The organism is Maribacter sp. HTCC2170 (assembly GCF_000153165.2).
Taxonomy (GTDB): Bacteria; Bacteroidota; Bacteroidia; order Flavobacteriales; family Flavobacteriaceae; genus Maribacter_A.
Genome location: NC_014472.1, coordinates 2,233,909 through 2,255,067 on the forward strand (window position 1 = coordinate 2,233,909; position 21,159 = coordinate 2,255,067).

The 21,159-nt window shown below is 38.3% G+C and carries 19 protein-coding genes and 2 tRNA genes; 12 read left to right on the top strand and 9 right to left on the bottom strand.

Annotation, left to right across the window (positions count from 1 at the left end):
- The first annotated feature begins 4 nt into the window (after positions 1 to 4).
- From FB2170_RS09860 to FB2170_RS09880, 5 genes are read left to right on the top strand one after another with little or no spacing between them, the layout of a single operon-like run.
- The gene (locus FB2170_RS09860; RefSeq protein ID WP_202795947.1) at positions 5 to 2,347 is read left to right on the top strand and encodes a PSD1 and planctomycete cytochrome C domain-containing protein; all 2,343 of its coding nucleotides are present in this window, start codon (positions 5 to 7) and stop codon (positions 2,345 to 2,347) included.
- 5 nt (positions 2,348 to 2,352) lie between these two features.
- The gene (locus tag FB2170_RS09865) at positions 2,353 to 3,807 is read left to right on the top strand and encodes a DUF1501 domain-containing protein (protein WP_013306411.1); all 1,455 of its coding nucleotides are present in this window, start codon (positions 2,353 to 2,355) and stop codon (positions 3,805 to 3,807) included.
- 3 nt (positions 3,808 to 3,810) lie between these two features.
- On the top strand, positions 3,811 to 5,241 hold the full coding sequence (locus FB2170_RS09870) for a c-type cytochrome domain-containing protein (RefSeq protein WP_013306412.1): 1,431 nt from the start codon (positions 3,811 to 3,813) through the stop codon (positions 5,239 to 5,241).
- A gap of 47 nt (positions 5,242 to 5,288) precedes the next feature.
- A complete protein-coding gene (locus FB2170_RS09875) occupies positions 5,289 to 6,065 on the top strand; it encodes an SDR family NAD(P)-dependent oxidoreductase (protein ID WP_013306413.1) in 777 nt (258 codons plus the stop codon).
- Between the two features lie 8 nt (positions 6,066 to 6,073).
- Entirely contained in the window at positions 6,074 to 6,925 is an 852-nt protein-coding gene (locus tag FB2170_RS09880; protein WP_013306414.1) for a fumarylacetoacetate hydrolase family protein, read from the top strand.
- A gap of 51 nt (positions 6,926 to 6,976) precedes the next feature.
- Here FB2170_RS09880 and FB2170_RS09885 read toward each other — a convergent pair.
- Positions 6,977 to 7,050: transfer RNA gene (locus FB2170_RS09885), tRNA-Arg, on the bottom strand.
- A gap of 63 nt (positions 7,051 to 7,113) precedes the next feature.
- A tRNA-Met gene (locus tag FB2170_RS09890) sits at positions 7,114 to 7,186 on the bottom strand.
- Positions 7,187 to 7,304: 118 nt separating this feature from the next.
- Between FB2170_RS09890 and FB2170_RS09895 the strand changes: the two genes are divergently transcribed.
- Both FB2170_RS09895 and era read left to right on the top strand, forming a co-directional pair.
- Positions 7,305 to 8,669, top strand: a complete 1,365-nt coding sequence (locus FB2170_RS09895; protein ID WP_013306415.1) for an alanine/glycine:cation symporter family protein — start codon at positions 7,305 to 7,307, stop codon at positions 8,667 to 8,669.
- Complete coding sequence (gene era / locus FB2170_RS09900; protein WP_013306416.1) at positions 8,656 to 9,546, top strand: GTPase Era; 891 nt, start codon at positions 8,656 to 8,658, stop codon at positions 9,544 to 9,546. The genes FB2170_RS09895 and era overlap by 14 nt, the downstream gene beginning before the upstream one ends.
- A gap of 1 nt (position 9,547) precedes the next feature.
- On the opposite strand, the gene FB2170_RS09905 is transcribed toward era, so the two are convergent.
- Entirely contained in the window at positions 9,548 to 10,063 is a 516-nt protein-coding gene (locus FB2170_RS09905) for a GTP-binding protein (protein ID WP_237701128.1), read from the bottom strand.
- 56 nt (positions 10,064 to 10,119) lie between these two features.
- Between FB2170_RS09905 and der the strand changes: the two genes are divergently transcribed.
- On the top strand, positions 10,120 to 11,424 hold the full coding sequence (der, locus tag FB2170_RS09910) for a ribosome biogenesis GTPase Der (RefSeq protein WP_041633156.1): 1,305 nt from the start codon (positions 10,120 to 10,122) through the stop codon (positions 11,422 to 11,424).
- A gap of 26 nt (positions 11,425 to 11,450) precedes the next feature.
- On the opposite strand, the gene FB2170_RS09915 is transcribed toward der, so the two are convergent.
- From FB2170_RS09915 to FB2170_RS09935, 5 genes are read right to left on the bottom strand one after another with little or no spacing between them, the layout of a single operon-like run.
- Positions 11,451 to 12,245: a TPM domain-containing protein gene (locus tag FB2170_RS09915; RefSeq protein ID WP_013306419.1), complete on the bottom strand. Its 795-nt coding sequence runs from the start codon at positions 12,243 to 12,245 to the stop codon at positions 11,451 to 11,453.
- Entirely contained in the window at positions 12,226 to 12,663 is a 438-nt protein-coding gene (locus FB2170_RS09920) for a TPM domain-containing protein (RefSeq protein ID WP_013306420.1), read from the bottom strand. The genes FB2170_RS09915 and FB2170_RS09920 overlap by 20 nt, the downstream gene beginning before the upstream one ends.
- A gap of 5 nt (positions 12,664 to 12,668) precedes the next feature.
- A complete protein-coding gene (locus FB2170_RS09925; RefSeq protein ID WP_013306421.1) occupies positions 12,669 to 13,268 on the bottom strand; it encodes a LemA family protein in 600 nt (199 codons plus the stop codon).
- Between the two features lie 22 nt (positions 13,269 to 13,290).
- Positions 13,291 to 13,620: a MerR family transcriptional regulator gene (locus tag FB2170_RS09930; protein WP_013306422.1), complete on the bottom strand. Its 330-nt coding sequence runs from the start codon at positions 13,618 to 13,620 to the stop codon at positions 13,291 to 13,293.
- A complete protein-coding gene (locus FB2170_RS09935) occupies positions 13,620 to 14,597 on the bottom strand; it encodes a M23 family metallopeptidase (RefSeq protein ID WP_013306423.1) in 978 nt (325 codons plus the stop codon). The genes FB2170_RS09930 and FB2170_RS09935 overlap by 1 nt, the downstream gene beginning before the upstream one ends.
- A 104-nt stretch (positions 14,598 to 14,701) precedes the next feature.
- On the opposite strand from FB2170_RS09935, the gene alaS reads away from it, so the two are divergent.
- The 4 genes from alaS (at position 14,702) to FB2170_RS09955 (ending at position 19,893) form a co-directional block, all read left to right on the top strand.
- On the top strand, positions 14,702 to 17,317 hold the full coding sequence (alaS, locus tag FB2170_RS09940) for an alanine--tRNA ligase (protein WP_013306424.1): 2,616 nt from the start codon (positions 14,702 to 14,704) through the stop codon (positions 17,315 to 17,317).
- Between the two features lie 43 nt (positions 17,318 to 17,360).
- Entirely contained in the window at positions 17,361 to 18,212 is an 852-nt protein-coding gene (locus FB2170_RS09945) for a tetratricopeptide repeat protein (protein WP_013306425.1), read from the top strand.
- Positions 18,213 to 19,169: a GSCFA domain-containing protein gene (locus FB2170_RS09950; RefSeq protein ID WP_013306426.1), complete on the top strand. Its 957-nt coding sequence runs from the start codon at positions 18,213 to 18,215 to the stop codon at positions 19,167 to 19,169.
- An 85-nt stretch (positions 19,170 to 19,254) separates the two neighbouring features.
- On the top strand, positions 19,255 to 19,893 hold the full coding sequence (locus FB2170_RS09955; protein WP_013306427.1) for a DinB family protein: 639 nt from the start codon (positions 19,255 to 19,257) through the stop codon (positions 19,891 to 19,893).
- A 2-nt stretch (positions 19,894 to 19,895) separates the two neighbouring features.
- Here the strand turns inward: FB2170_RS09955 and FB2170_RS09960 are convergent, their stop codons facing one another.
- Entirely contained in the window at positions 19,896 to 21,158 is a 1,263-nt protein-coding gene (locus FB2170_RS09960; protein ID WP_049782645.1) for an alpha/beta hydrolase, read from the bottom strand.
- Position 21,159: the final 1 nt, after the last annotated feature.

A 21,159-nucleotide genomic window follows, 5' to 3' on the forward strand; every position in this document is an offset into this window, starting at 1 on the left:
CCCCATGAAACAAAGAATACTGTTATTCACAATTTTATTTGGGGTGGTAATGATTCTTTTGGCCTTAACCAAAGGGGTGTTCAAAACTCAAAAGGATGGTTATACGGATCTTGCCTTACCAGAAACAGTGGATTACAATTTTCATGTAAAACCGATACTTTCAGATAAATGTTATACATGTCATGGTCCCGACGCCAATAAACGTAAAGCTGGGTTGCGGCTTGATGTTGAAAGTTCTGCTTTTTCTGAACTACCTGAGAACCCGGGTAACCATGCTTTTGTAAAAGGCAAACCCAAAACAAGTCTTGCATATCAAAATATAATATCTGAGGACTCGGATGTTGTTATGCCTCCAGCTGATTCCAAGCTTAAGTTAAATTCATATGAGAAGCGATTGATAAAAAAATGGATAGAACAAGGGGCGAAATTTCAAAAACATTGGGCATTTTTAAAGCCCTCGAAAGCTGATTCTCCCAAAATAGAAGCTCTAACATGGCCACAAAACGAGATAGATTATTTTATTCTGGAGAAAATAGAAAAAAACAACCTAGTTCCATCGAAGCAGGCAAGAATTGAAACTTTAATTAGAAGAATCAGTTTAGACTTGACAGGACTTCCCCCTAGAGCCGAAGAAGTAAAAAAACTTGTCAATAGTGAATCGGCCAATAAAATCGAACAAATTGTCGACTATTTTTTGTCATCTAAAGCATATGGTGAACGCATGACCCAAAACTGGTTGGATGTTGCCAGATATGCTGATTCACACGGTTATCAGGATGATAGTTATCGCACAATGTGGCCATGGCGTGATTGGGTCATTCATGCCTTCAATGAAAACTTACCTTATGATGAGTTCTTGATCTGGCAATTGGCCGGTGATTTACTCCCCAATGCCACAAAAGAACAAATATTGGCCACGGGTTTTAATAGAAACCATCCCATTACACAAGAAGGAGGTGTGATTCAAGAAGAATATAGGACTAATTATGTGCTTGATAGAACAAATACACTAGGGAAAGGAATTTTAGGTCTTACTCTGGAGTGTGCCCGTTGTCATGACCATAAGTATGATGCGATAACCCAAGAAGATTATTACGGATTGTTTTCCTTTTTTAACCACGTCAATGAAAAGGGAATTCAGATGGATGCTGTACAAGCGGCTAACCAGAAATTTTTTGCCGATCCACCATATATGACATTGACCTACGAAGAAACAAGGGATGTACTGTCTTTTGTTAATATTGAAGAAGATGTGAAGATCAATGTGATGGTCATGAATGATTCAACTCCTAGAGATACTTTTATATTGAATCGCGGTAATTATGACATGCCAACAGATACTGTGAAACCCAATGCCCCTAAGAATATTTATCCTTTTAAAGATGAATTACCTAAAAACAGATTAGGCTTGGCAAAATGGGTAACAGATAAAAATAATCCACTGACTGCCAGAGTATTTGTCAATCGAATTTGGGCAATGGTTTTTGGTAAAGGTTTGGTAGAGACTGTCGAGGATTTCGGTGTTCAAGGAAGCCTACCCTCACATCCAGAACTTTTAGATTGGCTTGCCGCTGATTTTATGGAACACGATTGGGATATAAAATATCTATTGAAGAAAATAATGCTTTCTGCTACATACCAACAAAGTTCAGAGGTGAATTCGGTATTAAAGAATGCAGATCCAGAAAACAAGCTATTGGCAAGGGCCCAAAGATTTAGAATGAGCGGCGAAATGATTAGGGATTATATCTTGACCAGTAGTGGATTGTTGAATGAAGAAATAGGAGGACCAAGTGTTAAACCATATCAGCCGCCCGGTTTGTGGGAGGAAACCAATGCGGGTGGAAATAGAGGTGTCTTAACTCATTACATACGGGATGACGGTGATAAATTATACCGCAGGTCATTATATACGTTGTGGAAAAGGACTTTGCCACCAGCTAGTATGTCAATTTTTGATGCGCCAAGCAGAGATTTTTGCGAAGTGCGAAGACAAAAAACAAACACCCCATTACAAGCCTTGGCCTTACAAAACGATATTCAGGTCCTAGAGGCAGCCCGTGTTTTGTCGCAAAGGGCTATAGCATCAAATGAAGATAAATTAGAATTTGTTAGCGCTGTTTTTAGACAAATAATGATTAGAGAGCCCGAAAAGGACGAACTGAGAATGCTAGATAAATATTATGAAGATGCCTTGGATAAATTTATAAAGGAACCTGAAAATGCCCAACAATTGGTAAGCATAGGGGAATATGAACAATCAGAAGTTGAACCGAGCAAAACTGCGGCTTTAATGTTAACGGCCCAGGTAATCTATAATTTGGACGAAACTATTACGAAAGAATAAGAAATATGGATAAAACAAATGATGAGAATCCATTAAAGGTCAATAGAAGACATTTCTTTTCACAGCTAAGTGTGGGAATAGGATCATTGGCATTGGGGTCGCTTTTAATTCCAGATCTTTTTAAAGGTGGGCCAAAGGAATTGGCAGATATGCCATTGGGAATTCCCCATTTTGCACCAAAAGCCAAGCGGGTCATTTACTTGTTTCAGGCAGGAGCACCTTCCCAATTGGAAACCTTCGATCATAAACCAACCCTGCGTAAACGTATGGGTGAGGATTTGCCGGATTCTATTAGAAATGGACAAAGGCTAACTGGCATGACCTCCGGTCAGGACAAATTTCCACTTATGCCGCCAACAGTAAAATTCAAACAACATGGGAACAGTGGAGCATGGGTGAGTGATTTTTTCCCTCATATCGCTAAAATAGCTGATGACATTTGTATTGTTCGGAGTATGCATACAGAGGCGATTAATCATGACCCTGCCATTACTTTTTTTCAAACAGGAAGTCAAATATCGGGGCGACCAAGTATGGGGTCCTGGATGAGTTATGGTCTAGGGAGCGAGAATAAGAACCTGCCTTCTTTTGTTGTTTTGACCTCAAGAGGAAAAGGCAATAGTCAGGGTTTGTATTCTAAGTTATGGTCGAGTGGTTTTTTAGATTCAAAACATCAGGGAGTTTTGTTACGCTCAGGAAAAGATCCTGTATTATATCTTAACGACCCAGAGGGTATTTCCCGTTCAGATAAAAGACATTTATTGGATCATGTATCCTCTCTAAACAAAATGCATCATGCCGAAACCGGTGATGATGAGATAGAATCCCGTATTGCCCAATATGAAATGGCATATCGTATGCAGATGTCTGTTCCAGATGTTATGGATATTTCAAAAGAGCCCGAATCTATCATTAAATTGTACGGGGAAGATTGTCAGGTGCCGGGTACATATGCGGCAAATGCATTGCAGGCTAGAAGACTTGCTGAAAATGGAGTACGGTTTATTCAGTTATATCACCAAGGTTGGGATCAGCACGGCAATCTTCATAATGAAATGGCTGGCCAAGCCAAAGATGTTGATCAGGCCTCCGCAGCATTGGTTCTAGATTTGAAACAACGTGGTATGTTAGAAGATACCTTGGTAATTTGGGGGGGCGAATTTGGTAGGAGCAATTATTGTCAAGGGAAGTTTGATCCAACCAATTACGGGCGAGATCATCATCCCAGGGCCTTTAGTATCTGGATGGCCGGAGGTGGTATAAAACCAGGACTGAATTATGGTAAAACTGATGAATTTGGTTATAATATTATTGAAAACCCTGTTCATATTAACGACTTTCATGCTACGCTAATGCATTCACTTGGGCTTGACCATGAGCAATTGACCTATAAATACCAAGGGCGCAGATTTAGATTGACAGATGTTGCCGGAAATGTTATTAAAGACCTTTTAGCTTAAAAAATGAATCAAAAGACTAATTGGCGATGGATTGATTATTTGATTTTTGGATTGACCATATTCTTGGTTTTCTGTATTATTTTCGACTCTTTTCTTGAGTTGTCCGCTATTTTTGCTTGGTTGGGAAGATGGCATCCAGTAATATTGCATTTCCCAATCGTACTTCTGGCCTTGTCAATTTTTTTGGGACTTTCAAAAAAAAATGTGCCTCAATTATTGTTAACGGTCACGACGATTTCAGCATTAATAACGGCGATTTCTGGATTTTTCTTAGGCGCTGAGATTTCCGTTAAGGGTGATTTACTTTTAAGGCACCAATGGCTGGGTTCTGGAGTAGCTTTATTAACTGTCATTTGGTTTTGGATACTCCGTTATGAACTAGAATATAAGTCCATCTTAAAAATTATTCAGATTGTATTGATTGGTTTGATTCTATTAACGGGTCATTTTGGAGGAATGTTGACTCACGGGGAGGATTTTTTAACACTGCCATCATCTGAGGAGAGTGATAAAATACCTGAAAATCCACTCATATACGAGCATATTGTAGGTAGGATAATAAAAGAGAAATGTGTTTCATGTCATAACCCAAATAAGAAAAAAGGGCAATTGGTGATGACTGGTTTGAGTGAAATTTTAAAAGGGGGAGAGATTGGAAATACAATTGTCCCCACTAAGCCAGAAGAAAGTGAAATGATAAAAAGGTTACATCTGCCTTTAGAAAATGATGAGCATATGCCTCCCGATGGAAAGAATCCATTAAGTGAAAATGAAATTCAGATTTTGGAGCGTTGGATAACCTTAGGGGCACTTGATACTTTACGTTTAGCCCATCTGTCAGGGGCAGAGCCAATGCGTGCTTTGATTAAGGAAATGATGGAGCCTGACCCTATGAATAAGTGGGAAAACCTTCCAAAAGTGGCAGATAGCACAATCTTGAATCTGTCGTCGGATTATATTAATATTACAAGGGTTGCTAGCAATTCAGAAGCTATTAAAATCAATGCTTTTCTTTCTCCGAACCATAGTCAGAAATCGATAACTGATTTGAAACGAATTGCCAACAATATTGTGGAATTGGATTTAAGTGGTATTCCAATCGGACCGCCTGAAGCTGAAATGATGGCTGCATGTACCAATTTGGAATGGTTAGAGTTAGATCGAACTTCTATTTCAGATGAAGAATTAGATAAACTAAGAGGTTTGAAGAACCTGCGATTGTTAAAAATATACAAGACCAATGTTACTGATAAAAGTATTTCGGTTTTCAAAAGCCTTTCCAATCTTAAAAGCCTTTATCTTTGGAGGACAGGTATTGGGTCCAAAGCTTTGAATGAATTTTTAAAGGAACGACCAGATCTTGACGTTGATGTTGGAATTGAAAAGAAAGTGGAGTCATTCGTTGTGGTGGCAGATTCGATTCCCAAAACATGATAGGTATTAATTTGTATAATTATAGGAAATAAGAATAATCAACCATAATGAAATTTAATCTTAAAGGAAAATCTGCAATCGTAACTGGTGGAGGTAGTGGCATTGGCAAAGCAATCTCCGAGACTCTTGCAGTACAAGGTGCAAACGTTCACATATTGGAACTCAATGTTGACACAGCACAGATTTGTGCCGATGAAATTGTTGCAAAAGGTGGTAAAGCTATTGCGCATAAATGTAATATCGCCAAACATGATGAGGTAGTACATGTGGTAAATTCAATTGCAGAGGATTTTCAATTGGATATACTCATCAATAACGCTGGAATTGCGCATATTGGAAATGTGGAAAACACTTTGGAAGCTGACATGGATAAGCTGTATGAAGTGAATGTGAAAGGTGTTTACAATTGTATATTTGCCGCTATTCCATTTATGAAAACGAGAGGAGGAGTTATTCTCAATATGACCTCAATCGCTTCTTCAGTGGGAATAAAAGACAGGTTCGCCTATTCAATGTCAAAAGGGGCAGCCTTGACCATGATGTATTCTGTTGCTAAGGATTATTTAGAATATGGCATTCGATGTAATAGTATTTCTCCTGCCAGAATACATACCCCTTTCGTTGATGGATTTATAAAGAACACTTATCCAAATCAAGTAGATGAAATGTTTAAAAAACTTGCTTCGACTCAACCTATTGGAAGAATGGGGACTCCTGAGGAAGTAGCCAACTTGGCCTTATATTTATGTTCCGACGAAGCTTCCTTTATTACTGGGACCGAATTCCCAATAGATGGGGGATTCATTAAATTAAACGGAAATTAAAAATTGATATGAAATTAATACGATTTGGCAAAATAGGCGAAGAAAGCCCAGGTATAGAATTAGACAACGGTATAAGATTGGATGTTTCTGCCTTTGGTCAAGATTATGATGAGAAATTTTTTGGTAACGGGGGAATAGATAGGTTGAAAAAATGGCTTGATGAAAATCAAAGTTCATGCCCTGTTCTGCCAGATGGTGTGCGTTTGGGTGCTCCACTTTGTAGACCATCCAAAATAATTTGTATAGGCCTTAACTATGCAAATCATGCTGCTGAAAGCGGAATGGAAATACCTAAAGAACCTGTTCTGTTTTTCAAGGCAACCTCGGCCATAGTTGGTCCTAATGATGATGTTGTTATCCCTAAAGGAAGTGAAAAAACTGACTGGGAAGTCGAGCTGGCCGTGGTTATTGGTAAAAAAGCTTCTTACGTTTCAGAAGATGAGGCAATGAAGCATATTGCAGGTTATGTATTACATAATGATTATAGTGAAAGGGCTTTTCAGATTGAGCGTTCAGGGCAATGGGTAAAAGGAAAAAGTTGTGATACATTTGCTCCCTTAGGACCGTTTATAGCAACAAGCGATGAAATTGAGGATCCACATAATTTGAATTTATGGTTAAAGCTGAATGACGAAATGTTGCAAAATAGTAATACTTCAGATTTTGTATTTAATATTCCTCAGTCTATTAGCTATATAAGTCAATTTATGACCTTATTACCGGGAGATGTTATATCAACTGGAACTCCGTCAGGGGTTGGGCTTGGATTTGACCCTCCAAAATATCTAAAACCTGGTGATATAGTTGAATTGGGAATAGAGGGCTTAGGTACTTCTAGACAAGTAGCAAGGTCCTATTAACGTAAAATAAAAAAATCCGTTTCGATTGAGAAACGGATTTTTGTTTTTAAGTGATGGCACTAGGATTCGAACCTAGGACCGCCTGCTTAGAAGGCAGGTGCTCTATCCAGCTGAGCTATGCCACCATTGTCTATGGTTTTTGACCTTAAACAAAAAAGCTCCAAGTTTCCTTGAGGCTTCTTAAGTAGTAGCGGGGACTGGACTCGAACCAGCGACCTTCGGGTTATGAGCCCGACGAGCTACCTACTGCTCTACCCCGCGATGTGGACGGCAAATATACAACGGTTTTTTAGATCTATCAAAACTTGACCCAAGATTATTTTTGTGAGCAGTCCATATAAAAAGCTTAAAATCCATAACTTCGGACTTTTACATTTCTATGGATACAATCAATGAATTTCTTGTTAGTGCGAATAGTGTAGTCAATTGGCCAATGTTCATTATGCTAATTGGGGGAGGGCTTTTTCTGGTTTTCTACTCCAAATTTTTACCATATCGTTATTTTGGTCATGCAATAGCGATTACTGCAGGAAAATACGATGATAAAAATGCGAAAGGCGATGTTAGTTCCTTTCAAGCATTATCGGCCGCCGTTGCTGCGACGGTTGGTTTAGGAAATATTTCTGGAGTTGCAATAGCCATTCATGATGGAGGACCAGGAGTCGTTTTTTGGATATGGATGACGGCATTAATCGGTATGGGGATTAAGTTTTATTCCTGTAGTCTTTCAATTATGTTTCGAGGTACCGATTCAGAAGGTAATGTTCAAGGTGGTCCCATGTACTACATTACAAAAGGCTTGGGCGAAAAGGCAAGGCCCCTCGCTGTTTTCTTTGCTATCTGTGGTTTATTTGGATTTTTGGGAGTGTTCACTGCAAATCAATTTACTGAGACTTTTATGAGCGTTGTTGAGCCATCGAGCACTATCTATGAAATGAGTGAAGTTAATTGGAAATGGACCATAGGTATTGTTTTGGCAGTAATTACTTCTCTTGTGATTTTTGGCGGATTGAATAAAATAGCAAAAGTAGCCTCAGCTATTGTTCCCTTTATGGTTGCAGTATATCTTATTGCAGTTGTCATAGTAATGGCTCTCAATGCATCTCAGATAATTCCTTCTTTGAAAATGATAATATCAGAAGCATGGAATTTTAAAACTGTAGTAACGGGTGGTTTTTGGGGCTTGGTCATTATAGGAGTAAAAAGGGCAATGTTTTCAAATGAGGCAGGTCTAGGAAGTGCGCCAATGTATCACGGCCAGTCTAAAACAGATAACCCAATAAAGGAAGGATTGGTAGCCATGCTTGGGCCATTTATTGACACTATTTTAGTATGTACTTTTACTGCTGTGGTCATTATTTTGAGCGGAGCATACCTTGAAGAAGGAAGCGGTATAGTGATGACTTTGTCGGCTTTTGAAAAAACCCTTTTTGGTTATGGGGACGATCTTTTGATGATAATAGTTAGCGCATTTGCTCTTTCAACCTTATTTACTTATTCATATTACGGCGTGAAAAGTTTGTCTTTTTTAACGAATGCGAAAATTGGGAAACTTTATAATGTGTATTTCGTAGTAATGATTGTTTTTGCTGCTGTAGCTTCTTTGGAATTGGTAAAGAATTTAATCGACTTGTCTTATGCATTAATGGTGATACCAAATATGATTGCCGTACTTTTGCTGGCCCCTAAAGTGAATAAGGCGGCAAAGGAGTATTTTAAAAAGTTGAAGAATGGCAGAGCATAAAGCAGGATTTGTAAATATAATTGGTAACCCAAATGTTGGTAAATCAACATTGATGAATGCGTTTGTGGGTGAAAAATTATCTATAATTACATCAAAGGCGCAAACAACAAGGCATCGGATTTTAGGCATTGTAAATGGTGATGATTTTCAGGTAATACTGTCTGATACGCCTGGCATAATAAAACCAGCCTATGAATTGCAATCCTCGATGATGGATTTTGTGAAGTCTGCTTTCGAAGATGCAGATGTTCTACTTTATATGGTTGAAATAGGGGAGAAGGCGCTCAAAGACGAAAAGTTTTTTGAAAAAATCAAGAATAGTGAAATCCCTGTGCTGCTCTTATTGAATAAGATTGATGCTTCTACCCAAGAAATATTGGAGGAGCAAATACAATACTGGCAAGAGCAATTGCCAACAGTTGAGATTCATCCCGTATCAGCGTTGAACAATTTTAATGTTAAAGGAGTTTTTGAACGCATTCTGGAGTTACTACCTACTTCGCCTGCGTATTATCCCAAAGATCAATTAACAGATAAACCCGAACGTTTTTTTGTGAATGAGACTATTCGTGAGAAAATTTTGATGTTTTATAAAAAGGAAATTCCTTATGCGGTTGAAATTGAAACCGAGGAGTTTTTTGAAGATGAGGATATAATAAGAATAAGAGCAGTTATTATGGTTGAGCGCGATTCTCAGAAAGGAATCATAATTGGTCATAAAGGTAATGCGCTAAAACGTGTGGGTGTTGAGGCCCGTAAAGATTTGGAGAAATTCTTTGGTAAACAGATACATCTCGAATTGTATGTAAAGGTTAATAAGAATTGGAGAAGCAGTGAAAGACAACTTAAGCGATTTGGATATAACCAGAAAAAATAAACTATCGGTTTAGGATCTTGTTCATGAACAAATGAAGTTCTTTCATTTGTGGTCTTCCTTTCTTTCTTCCTGCTCTTCCCATAGCATATAAAACAAACCATAGTAGCACCATAAAAACCATTAGTCCTACTTGTAAACCGTACCCCTTTTCTAAAGAAGCGCTTGAATATGCCCAGACACCTAGTCCAATAAAAATAGTAGCGACCCCAAAATGCAAAAACATAAAAAAGGTCCATAAGGTTGGGTTTGGACCAAACAGGCCATAAAGTCTACTACCACCTTCTTCAAGGTCATTAATTTCCAAATGCAATTGAGGAGACCAAAAATGAATTTTTTCCTGTTTGAATTTAATGAAGACATGGTCATCCATGCGCTTTACTAAAAACGGTGGTTGGTCAACATTTTCAAAAGATTTTAAAACAGGTTCTTTGGTTTGATCAAGTTCAACTTGGAATCTTGGTCGTAGAACAATTTCGTTTGGCAGTACTTGCACTTTATCAAATAAATTTAGAATCAAAAGATACTATATTTTCTTCGAATATAAATGGTACTTTTGCGGCAAATTATTCAAGGATGAGTGCTATTGTAGCTATAGTGGGAAGACCAAATGTCGGCAAATCTACCTTTTTCAATAGGTTGATTCAAAGAAGAGAGGCTATTGTTGATGCTGTTAGTGGTGTTACACGTGACCGTCATTATGGTAAAAGTGATTGGAATGGAAAAGAGTTTTCTATAATTGATACGGGCGGTTATGTTGTTGGCAGTGATGATATCTTTGAGCAAGAGATAGATAAACAAGTAGAATTGGCCATTGAAGAGGCTGATGCGTTGATTTTCATGGTCGATGTGGAGACTGGGGTTACCGGTATGGATGAGGATGTGGCCAAGATTTTACATAAGGTGAACAAACCTGTTTTTTTGGCGGTCAACAAAGTTGACAACGCAAAACGTGCTGAGGATGCGGTTGAGTTTTATTCACTTGGTTTAGGTGAATATTATAATCTTTCGAGCATAAATGGCAGTGGTACGGGCGAACTTTTAGATGCTTTGGTTGAGATGTTACCTGATAATGTTGAGGAAGAATCGGACCTTCCAAGATTTGCAGTGGTGGGCAGACCTAATGCCGGGAAGTCATCCTTTATTAATGCTTTGATTGGGGAGGAACGTTACATAGTAACGGACATTGCTGGTACCACTAGAGATAGTATTGATACGAAATACAATCGTTTTGGTTTCGAATTTAATCTTGTAGATACTGCGGGAATTCGTCGTAAATCCAAGGTGAAGGAAGATCTTGAGTTTTACTCGGTGATGCGCTCGGTACGTGCCATTGAACATAGCGATGTTTGTCTTTTGTTGTTAGATGCAACTCGTGGCTTTGATGGGCAGGTCTCGAATATTTTTTGGTTGGCACAGCGCAATAATAAAGGAATTGTGATTTTAGTGAATAAATGGGATTTAGTCGAGGACAAAGAGACCAATACGATGAAGCATTTCACTGAAAAAATCAAGAAAGTAATTGAGCCCTTTACCGATGTCCCGATTTTGTTTATTTCTGCCTTAACCAAGCAAAGAATTTACAAAGCAATTGAAACCGCAGTTGATGTTTACAAGGGGAGGAGTTTGAAAATCCCAACGCGTAAGTTCAATGACATTATGTTGCCAATTATTGAAAATTACCCCCCACCGGCGTATAAAGGAAAGTATGTAAAAATCAAATTCTGTACTCAATTGCCAACGCCTTATCCTCAATTTGCCTTCTTTTGCAATCTGCCTCAATACGTAAGAGAGCCTTATAAGCGATTTTTGGAAAATAAGCTAAGGGAAAACTTTGATTTTACAGGAGTTCCGATTACCATTTTTATGAGAAAGAAGTGATTTTATTGGCAATTAAGCGGCTTACATTACCATCCGCCTGAAGCCCCACCTCCGCCGAATCCGCCTCCGCCGAATCCGCCGCTGAAGCCTCCGCCTCCGCCAAAACTGCCACTGCCAAAGCTTCCTCCAGAACTACTTCCGCCACGCCCCATATTACTTAGGATAATAACATCCCAAAGGTCTAAACCTCGGTTTTTGCCTCCGCCGCGACCACCGCGGTTATTTCTTTTTTTACTAGAAAGAATGATAAGGATTACAATGAATATAATTATAGGTAAAAACGATTCAAAAGGAAACCCGGTGTTTTTAGAAAAGGTGCGCTCTTCTTGAAACTCGCCGTTCAATACTTGAAATATGGCATCGGCGCCATTGTTCAATCCACCGTAATAATCATCCAACTTAAACTGAGGAATAATAATGTTTTCAATAATTCGTCGCGACATGGCATCAGTTAGCGTACCTTCTACGCCATAACCTGTGTTTATTGCAATTTTACGGTCATCTTTGGCTAATAAAACTAGGATGCCATTATCTTTTCCAGCCTGCCCAATGCCCCATTTCTGACCCCATTGAGCCCCTAAATAGGTAATATTTTCACCTTCTGTGGAACTTATTATGGCAATAACAATCTGAGTTGAGGTGCTGTCAGAATAGCGAATAAGTTTTTGTTCCAAGTTCTTTTCCTGACTTTCTGGAAGCAGGTTTATATAGTCATAAACACTGGTTTCTAACTCGGTTTTTTCTGGTATTTGAAATTGGGCATAGGAAAAAGTACTCCAACTAATAAGCAATAATAAGAAACTAGTTTTTAGATATCTCATTGCTCAATTCGTTTGCATCCCCATGATTCCATGGGAAATGTTCTCCCAGTTCTTTGCCAGCCTTTAAAATACCATCTATTAGACCTTGTTTGTAGTTTCCCTTTTTAAAATGGGATTCAATTGTATCTTTTGTGGTATTCCAGAAATTTTCAGGAAGAACTTTGTCAATACCTCGGTCACCATAAATGCAGAATTTCCTATCATTTACGGCAATATAAATCAGCACACCATTCTCTTCTTTGGTGTTATCCATTTTTAATTGATGAAAGACCTCTTTTGCCCTATTTAAATGGTCATTTCTAGTATGCGCTTCAATATGTACTCGAATTTCACCAGAAGTATTTTTTTCTGCTTCAAGAATAGCTTGAACTATTTCTTGTTCTTCCTTTGCGGTTAAAAAATCCTCAACTCTGGACATTTGGTTTATTTAAAATCAAAATTCACATCCGGGGCATTCTCAGCACCTGCTTCAGATTTAAAATAAGCGAGTTCATCGAAGTTCAAGAAACCAGCCAATATGGAATTTGGAAAGGTTTTAATATGATTGTTATAAGGCTCAACGGTAGCGTTGAAACGGTCACGAGCGACATTTATTCTGTTCTCAGTACCTTCTAATTGTGATTGTAGTTCTAAAAAGTTCTGGTTTGCTTTAAGGTCAGGATATCTTTCCACAGTTACCAAAAGGCTCTTTAAGGCACCGCTCAACCCACCTTGTACTTCATTGAATTGAGCGAGTTGTTCGGGTGTAATATTTGTGGGATCTATAGAAACTGAAGTAGCTTTGGCTCTAGCCTCGATGACATCGGTCAAGGTTCCTCTTTCGAAATCAGCGGCTCCTTGTACGGTTTTAACCAAATTATCGATAAGGTCATTTCTACGCTGATAAGCACTTTCAACGTTTGCCCATGTTTTGGTTGATGTTTCTTTTAATTTAATGGCAGTATTATTGAATCCGACGCCCCATTGATAAAGTCCGAATACGATAACGCCAAGAATGATCAAGGGAATTAACCATTTTTTCATGATAGTGTGTGTTTAGAGTTATTTATAGTTGTTCTTTAATCTTTATTAACTCACTTTTAACCCGTTCTAATTTTTGAATGATATCAAAATTGGACAAGGTCTTTTGCTTTTCTTCTTTTAAGTGAGTTTTGGCACCTTCTAGTGTAAATCCGCGTTCTTTTACCAAATGGTAAATCAACTGAAGGTTTTTAATGTCTTGTGGAGTAAATTTGCGATTGCCCTTCGCATTTTTCTTTGGCTTCAGTGCATCAAATTCTTTTTCCCAAAAACGTATCAATGAGGTATTAACCCCAAAAGCCTTGGCCACTTCGCCAATGCCATAATATCTTTTTTCAGGTAATTCTACATGCATTAATCTAGAGATTGGTTTTCTTGATTGGCAAATTTGAGCATATTCTCGAACTCCTCTGGTGTTAAACTACCGTAGTAGAAGTTGATGGGATTTATTCGTTCTTTATCTTTCCAGACCTCATAATGTAAATGAGGTGCTTCTGAACGGCCTGTATTACCTACAAACCCTATTAGGTCACCTCGTTTTACCTTTTGCCCCTTTTTCACATTGTAATTACTCATATGTGCATAAAGACTCAGATAGCCATAGCCGTGGTCAATTCTAATATGTTTACCATAACCAGAAGCATTATTGTCTGCACGAACAACTTTGCCATCACCTGAAGCGTAAATAGGAGTACCTCTTGGAGAAGTGAAATCCATGCCCCAATGTTTCTTTCTTGCTTTTGTAAATGGATCTGAACGCCACCCATAACCAGATGCCATTCTGGTTAAATCTTCATTGTTGATTGGTTGAATTGCCGGTATCGCTGCTAGAAGCTTTTCCTTTTCTTCGGCCAGTTTGGTAATTTCGTCAAGAGATTTAGACTGTATGGCAATTTGTTTTTTAATAATATCCAATCGCTTGGTGGTCTCAATCACCATTTCAGAATTATTAAAGCCTTCTAATGCCTTGTATCTGTTAATACCTCCGAAACCAGCTCTGCGCTGTTCTTCGGAAATGGGATTTGCTTCAAAATACAATCTATAGATGTTATTGTCGCGGTCTTCAACATTTGCTAAAACCTCCTCAATCTGCTCCATTTTCCTATTGAGAAGTTCAAACTGTAATTCATAGTTTTTTGCTTCACGCTGAAGCGAAAGTTCGCGCGGAGTATTGATGAGATTGGTATTCAACAAGAGTATCAAGGAAAGTAAACCAAACAAAAACGAGCCTAAAACAAAGAACGAAATATTCCTATATCGCCTAGATTTTTTTGGCTCTATCTTTCGGTATGAAAGTGTGTCTGGATCGTAATAATATTTTACCTTAGACATAAATGGATTTTATCCTATTTTTGTGCTTTCCTTTTAACAGAACAAACAAATATAAAAATTGTTTTGTACAATTTGTTAAAATTAATAAAACCTTACCATTTTAGATGAACTCCAAGGAAATTAGGGCTCAGTTTTTAGATTTTTTTGAAACTAAGAAACATAAGATTGTGCCTTCGGCACCAATGGTCATTAAAGATGATCCAACATTGATGTTCACCAATGCCGGAATGAACCAGTTCAAAGAGTTTTTTCTAGGCAACAGTGTTGCCAAAAGCCCGCGTATGGCTGACACCCAAAAGTGCCTTCGTGTTAGTGGAAAACACAATGATCTTGAAGAGGTTGGTAAGGATACCTATCACCATACCATGTTCGAGATGTTGGGCAACTGGAGTTTTGGTGATTATTTCAAAAAAGAAGCAATAGAATGGGCCTGGGAACTATTGACGGATAAGCTACAGATAGACAAGGACAGTCTATATGTCTCAGTCTTTGAAGGAAGCAAGGATTCGGATAATTTGGAAATGGATAATGAAGCCTATGAATTATGGAGCGGCATTGTACCCAAAGACCGAATTATCATGGGTAACAAAAAGGATAATTTTTGGGAGATGGGAGATCAAGGACCATGTGGCCCCTGTTCAGAAATACACGTTGATATTAGACCTGCGGAAGAAAAAGCAGAAACCTCTGGGGCATTTCTAGTAAATCAAGATCACCCATTAGTAGTTGAGATTTGGAACCTTGTCTTTATGCAATACAATCGTAAGGCCGATGGAGCATTGGAACCACTACCCGAAAAGCATGTAGATACCGGAATGGGTTTTGAACGCTTATGTATGGTTTTACAAGGAGTCCAATCTAACTATGATACCGATGTTTTTACACCGATTATTCGAGAGATAGAAACTATTACCAATGCTGATTATGGAAAGAATGAAGAAATAGATATTGCCATTCGGGTAATTGCGGATCACATACGAGCAGTTGCTTTTTCAATTGCCGATGGGCAACTGCCAAGTAATACCGGAGCGGGTTATGTAATTCGAAGAATTCTTAGAAGGGCCATTAGATATGGATTTACATTCCTAAATACAAAAGAGCCCTTTATGTATCGCTTGGTAAATGTTTTGACGGAAACCATGGGCAATGCATTCCCCGAATTGAAAGATCAGCGGCAGTTGATTGAGAATGTGGTAAAAGAAGAGGAGAATTCTTTTCTGAATACGTTAGAACAAGGTCTGGTACTATTGGATAATTTGGTTAGTAAGGCTAAAGGCAAAGTAGTTCAGGGGCGTAAAGCGTTTGAGCTCTATGACACCTACGGTTTCCCGATTGATCTAACAGCATTGATTTTAGAGGAAAAGGGATATACCCTTGATGAGAAAGGTTTTCACGAAGCCATGAAAGAACAAAAGGATCGTTCTAGATCCGCTTCGGAAATAGCTAAGGAAGATTGGATGGTTTTATCTGATGATTCTGAACAGGAGTTCGTTGGGTATGATTTGTTGGAAACCAATGTAAAATTGGTAAAGTACAGAAAAGTGACCTCAAAGAAGGAGGGAGAGCAGTATCAAATGGTATTCAATTTAACACCCTTCTATCCTGAAGGCGGCGGCCAAGTTGGTGACAAAGGGTATCTTGAGGCACCCAATGGCGATGTTGTTTACATTTTGGATACCAAGAAAGAAAACAATGAAATTGTTCATTTTGCAAAGAATTTACCAAAAAGCACTTCTGACACCTTTAAGGCGGTTGTAGATAAAAAGCAACGCCAGCGAACAGCTGCCAATCATACTGCGACACATTTATTGCACCAGGCGTTGAGAGAGGTTTTGGGCAACCATGTTGAACAGAAAGGTTCAGCGGTACACTCGAAATATTTACGATTCGATTTTTCCCATTTTTCGAAAATGACTGTTGAAGAATTACGTGAAGTTGAGAATTTTGTGAACGCTAGGATTGAGGGGCAATTACCATTAGATGAGAACCGCAGTGTTCCTATGGAAGAGGCTTTGAAGGGTGGTGCAATGGCTTTGTTTGGGGAGGAATACGGAGAGACCGTTCGTACAATTCGATTTGGGCAATCTATGGAACTTTGTGGGGGAGCACATGTTAAAATCACGAGTGACATCTGGCATTTTAAAATAAAGTCTGAAGGAGCAGTAGCTGCAGGGATTAGAAGAATTGAAGCCATTACTTATGACGCTGTCAAGGATTTTTACTTCCATAATAACCGCAGTTTATTTGAGATTAAAGACCTTTTGAATAATGCGCAGAATCCTGTAAATGCAGTAAAGGCATTGCAAGATGAAAATGCGAAACTAAAAAAAGAGGTGGAGCAGTTGTTGAAGGATAAAGCAAAGAACCTTAAAGGTGATTTGTTAGCGGAGTTAAAAGAAGTAAACGGAATTCAATTCTTGGCCAAAAAGGTTGATTTGGATGCCGCTGGAATTAAGGACCTTTCCTTTGAAATGGGGAACAACAAAAACAATTTATTCCTTCTATTTGGAACCGAACAAAACGGAAAAGCCTTGTTGTCCTGTTATATTTCCAAAGAACTGGTGGCTGAAAAGAACCTAAACGCAGGAACAATAGTTCGTGAACTTGGTAAGTGTATTCAAGGTGGAGGTGGTGGGCAACCGTTTTTTGCCACGGCGGGAGGAAAAAATCCGGCAGGGATTGAAGAGGCTCTGTCAAAGGCCGAGGAATATCTAAATTGATTTCGACTTTACTTAACTATAAGCTATTGTCAAACGTTGTTTTATGAAAAAAATTCTACTACTACTTATAGTAATTGTTTCGTGTAAGGAAAATGTAAAAGAGTTTGGATTTAATGAAAACAATGCTACAAAGAGCATTAAACTTAGTAGCCAAGATTCTTTGAGAATTGTGGAATTTTGGAGCAAGGCAAATCAAGTTGGTTTGTATTCAACTATGAGGCAACAGTATTTGGATTCTATTTTGTCTATAAAACCCGATTCGGCCTATTTTTGGCAGCAAAAAGCAATGCCTTTATACAAGGCAAGAAAATATTCTTTAGGTAAACCATTTTTGGAAAAAGCTGTTGAATATGCCCCGGAGGAATTTTTAAGTTATAGTGGATTCATGAAATGTATTTTCTCAAAGGAGTATAATGAATCGATTGAGGAGCTGCTCTTGGTCAAAGAAAAATATGGCGATTCATATGTGATGGATCATACCTATAATTTTTATATTGCTCTTAGTTACCTTCAACTTAATAAGTTTGCTAAGGCTAAAGAATATTTGATAAAAAGTAGGGAACAACAATTCATAGATTTTCCTAAAGACCCACCTCATGAAGCTTGTCATTTTTTAGATTGGTATTATTTGGGAATAGCTGAATATGAATTGGGGCATTATGAAGATGCTATTGCCTATTTTGATATGGCCTTGAGGGTTTATGAAAATTTTGGGGACGCTATGTATTTTAAAGCTTCGGCCCTCAAAAAAATTGACAGAAAAGATGAGGCATGGGAATTAATTGAAAAAGCATTTAAAAATGCGGATAACACAATTAATGAAGATCAAGTATTTTATGAGGTTTATCCCTATCAGATTTTCCATAGATTAAGTCCAATGTCTAGACCAAAATAGATGAAACTCCAAACCAAAGTGCCCTTACAAATAGCTGATAATCAAATTGATTATCAAAGTAACCTTTTGTTACTGGGGTCTTGTTTTGTTGAGAATATTGGTGGTAAGCTGGGGTATTACAAGTTCAACAAGCTTCAGAATCCTTTTGGAATTTTGTTTCATCCGGCAGCTATTGAAAAATCACTTACCAGGTCTATAGAGAAGCGGCTATATACTGAAGATGACGTCTTTTTCTTTAATGAGCGTTGGCATTGTTTTGATGCACATTCAGAATTGAGTGACCCCTCCATTGATAAACTATTGGGAAAATTGAATCAAGTTTTGGATAGCTTACTTCAACAAATAGTCAAATCCTCGCACATTGTTATAACTCTTGGCACTGCATGGGTGTATAGACATGTTCAAGAGAATAAAACCGTTGCAAATTGTCATAAGGTGCCTCAAAGGGAATTTAAAAAGGAGTTGCTTTCAGTAGATGAGATTTCTGAAAGCCTGGGCCACATGATACAATTGGTTCAGAGTGTAAATTCAAAAGCACAATTTGTATTTACTATTTCCCCAGTACGCCATTTAAAAGATGGTTTTGTGGAAAATCAACTAAGTAAAGCTCACCTGATAACGGCAATTGGACAATTGATGACTGCCAGTCAGGAAGTAGATAAAATACATTATTTTCCATCTTACGAAATCATGATGGATGAACTCAGGGATTATCGTTTTTATAATTCGGATATGGTTCATCCCAACGATGTAGCCGTGGAGTACATTTGGGAGAAATTCAAAAGCGTGTGGATCTCGAAAGAAGCTTTCCCTATAATGGACAAAATTCAGGAAATACAACGTAGTTTAAAACATAGGCCATTTAATCCTGACTCTAGTGAACATCAAAAATTCTTAAAGACCCTGAACACAAAAATTCAGGTGCTACAAGTTGATTTTCCGCAAATGAAATTTTGAAATCAACTTTTTCATTTAGTAAAACAAATCAGAACAAAAGGGTTAAACTCGTTTTTTGTTCTTATTTTGAAGAAAAACAGAGAACATGGCACTAGAACAAACCAATCAAAGAAGACAATTTTTAAAGACCTCGGGCATTTTAGGGGCAGGGATAATAATGCCCAATTTGAGTATGGCAAATAATGCTTTGCTGCCGTCAAATGGGAACATACATGAATTTGGTAAAAGGGAAGGTTATACCGATCAGATCAGTATTTTGGTTTCTATGATGGATTGGATGCGTGCGACCGTATTAAGGTCGGTCGAAGGAATTTCTATAAAAGAATTGGATTTTCAAATGGATGATGATTCAAATTCAATCGGAGCAATGCTTATGCATCTTGCGGCCACGGAACGGTTTTATCAAATACATACTTTTGAAGGGAGAGAATGGGGCGATTTTGATAAAAAGGACACAGATCGCTGGAATGTAGGAAGTCGTTTAGGAGAACGGGCGAGAAAAGAGATTAAGGGGAATCCACTTTCTTATTATAAGGACCAATTGGGAGAAGTTAGAGAACATACTTTATCAGAGCTTAAAAACAAGGATGATAGTTGGTTAATGCAGTCCACAAACTTCTTTGGTAACCAGCCAACAAACAATTATTGTAAATGGTTTCATGTAGTTGAGCATGAATCTAACCACAACGGCCAAATAAAATACATAAAAAGCAGGGCAACTTAATATTATTTCACAAACCTAGAGGCCCATTTGATATACTGTTCCCAATCGTAGTCGGTTACATTATGCTTTCCGGTACGAACATGATAGGCAACCGTATTTTGAATAGGATGATTTACCTTGGGCATTTCTTTAGAAGTGATTCCTTCTTTTCCAAACAAGGCATAAACGGGGGTAGCATAAAAGGCTGAAAGAAACTCTCCCTTGGGGTCAGCCCAACGGTCTTTTTCGGCACTAGCCACGTATAATGGTCTAGGGGCCACTAATGCTAATAATTGGTGCTGATCTACCGGTAGGGCTTCCTCATTTTCATTATATTGCTCAAAATTGTCACAAAACCAATGAGGAAATCTTTTGTTGATTATACCAATGGTTTCACCGAATTTTCGCTTTGAAAGTGTTGCTCCCCCGCATCCTGAGTTGTTTGAAATGACCCCTGCAAATCGTTCATCGGTGGCCCCGGTCCATAAAGCCGCCTTACCCAAGCGGGAATGCCCGAATACCACAACTTTAGAGGCGTCCACATGGATATCTGTTTCCAAATAATCCATGGCTCGGCTCAAGCCGAATGCCCAAGCCGCAATGCTGCCCCACTCATCAGTTTTGGGTTTTTGTCCACTTGAATAGAATAAAGAATGTAGTCCATCAGAAAAATCATCTTTATCGGGATCAACCTCGCCGTAATATATGGTAGCCAACCCATAACCTGCATCGAGTATTTTTTCAATGGCCCAGCGATTAACACGAGCACTTCTTGACTTTTCAGTGGGCGTATTATTGGTTATTCCAAAATCATTATTGTTCCTGCTCCAAGCTTCGGTAACTATAACTTCCGGGTCATTCGTAATGGTATGGTTTCCATAAAAATTATACCCGAGGAATAGCGGAGATTTTGATTTGTCTTTGGGCAGATATATCAATACGGTAAAGCGAAGAGTATGCTCGTTTTTCGTCAAAACAACTTCAACTTGTTTGCGTATCGATCGGCCATTATAAGCATTGTTGGTCTGTTCGACAACTTTGAAAGAAACCTCGTCCAGTTTTCCAGGAACGCTACCATAAACATTATTTTCGAAAAACTTCAAAAGTTCAGGTCTACGTTTCTTGATCCATTTTCTGGTGTTGTTTACTTTTTTACCATTAAAGCGGAAGAGTGGGTTTGGAACCTGAATATTTGGCACCTTGTTTTCGTCATAAATAGGTGTTGATTGTGCAAATGAGCTATAAGTCATTAGCAACAAGACAATAAAACAGTTTGTTAATTTCATA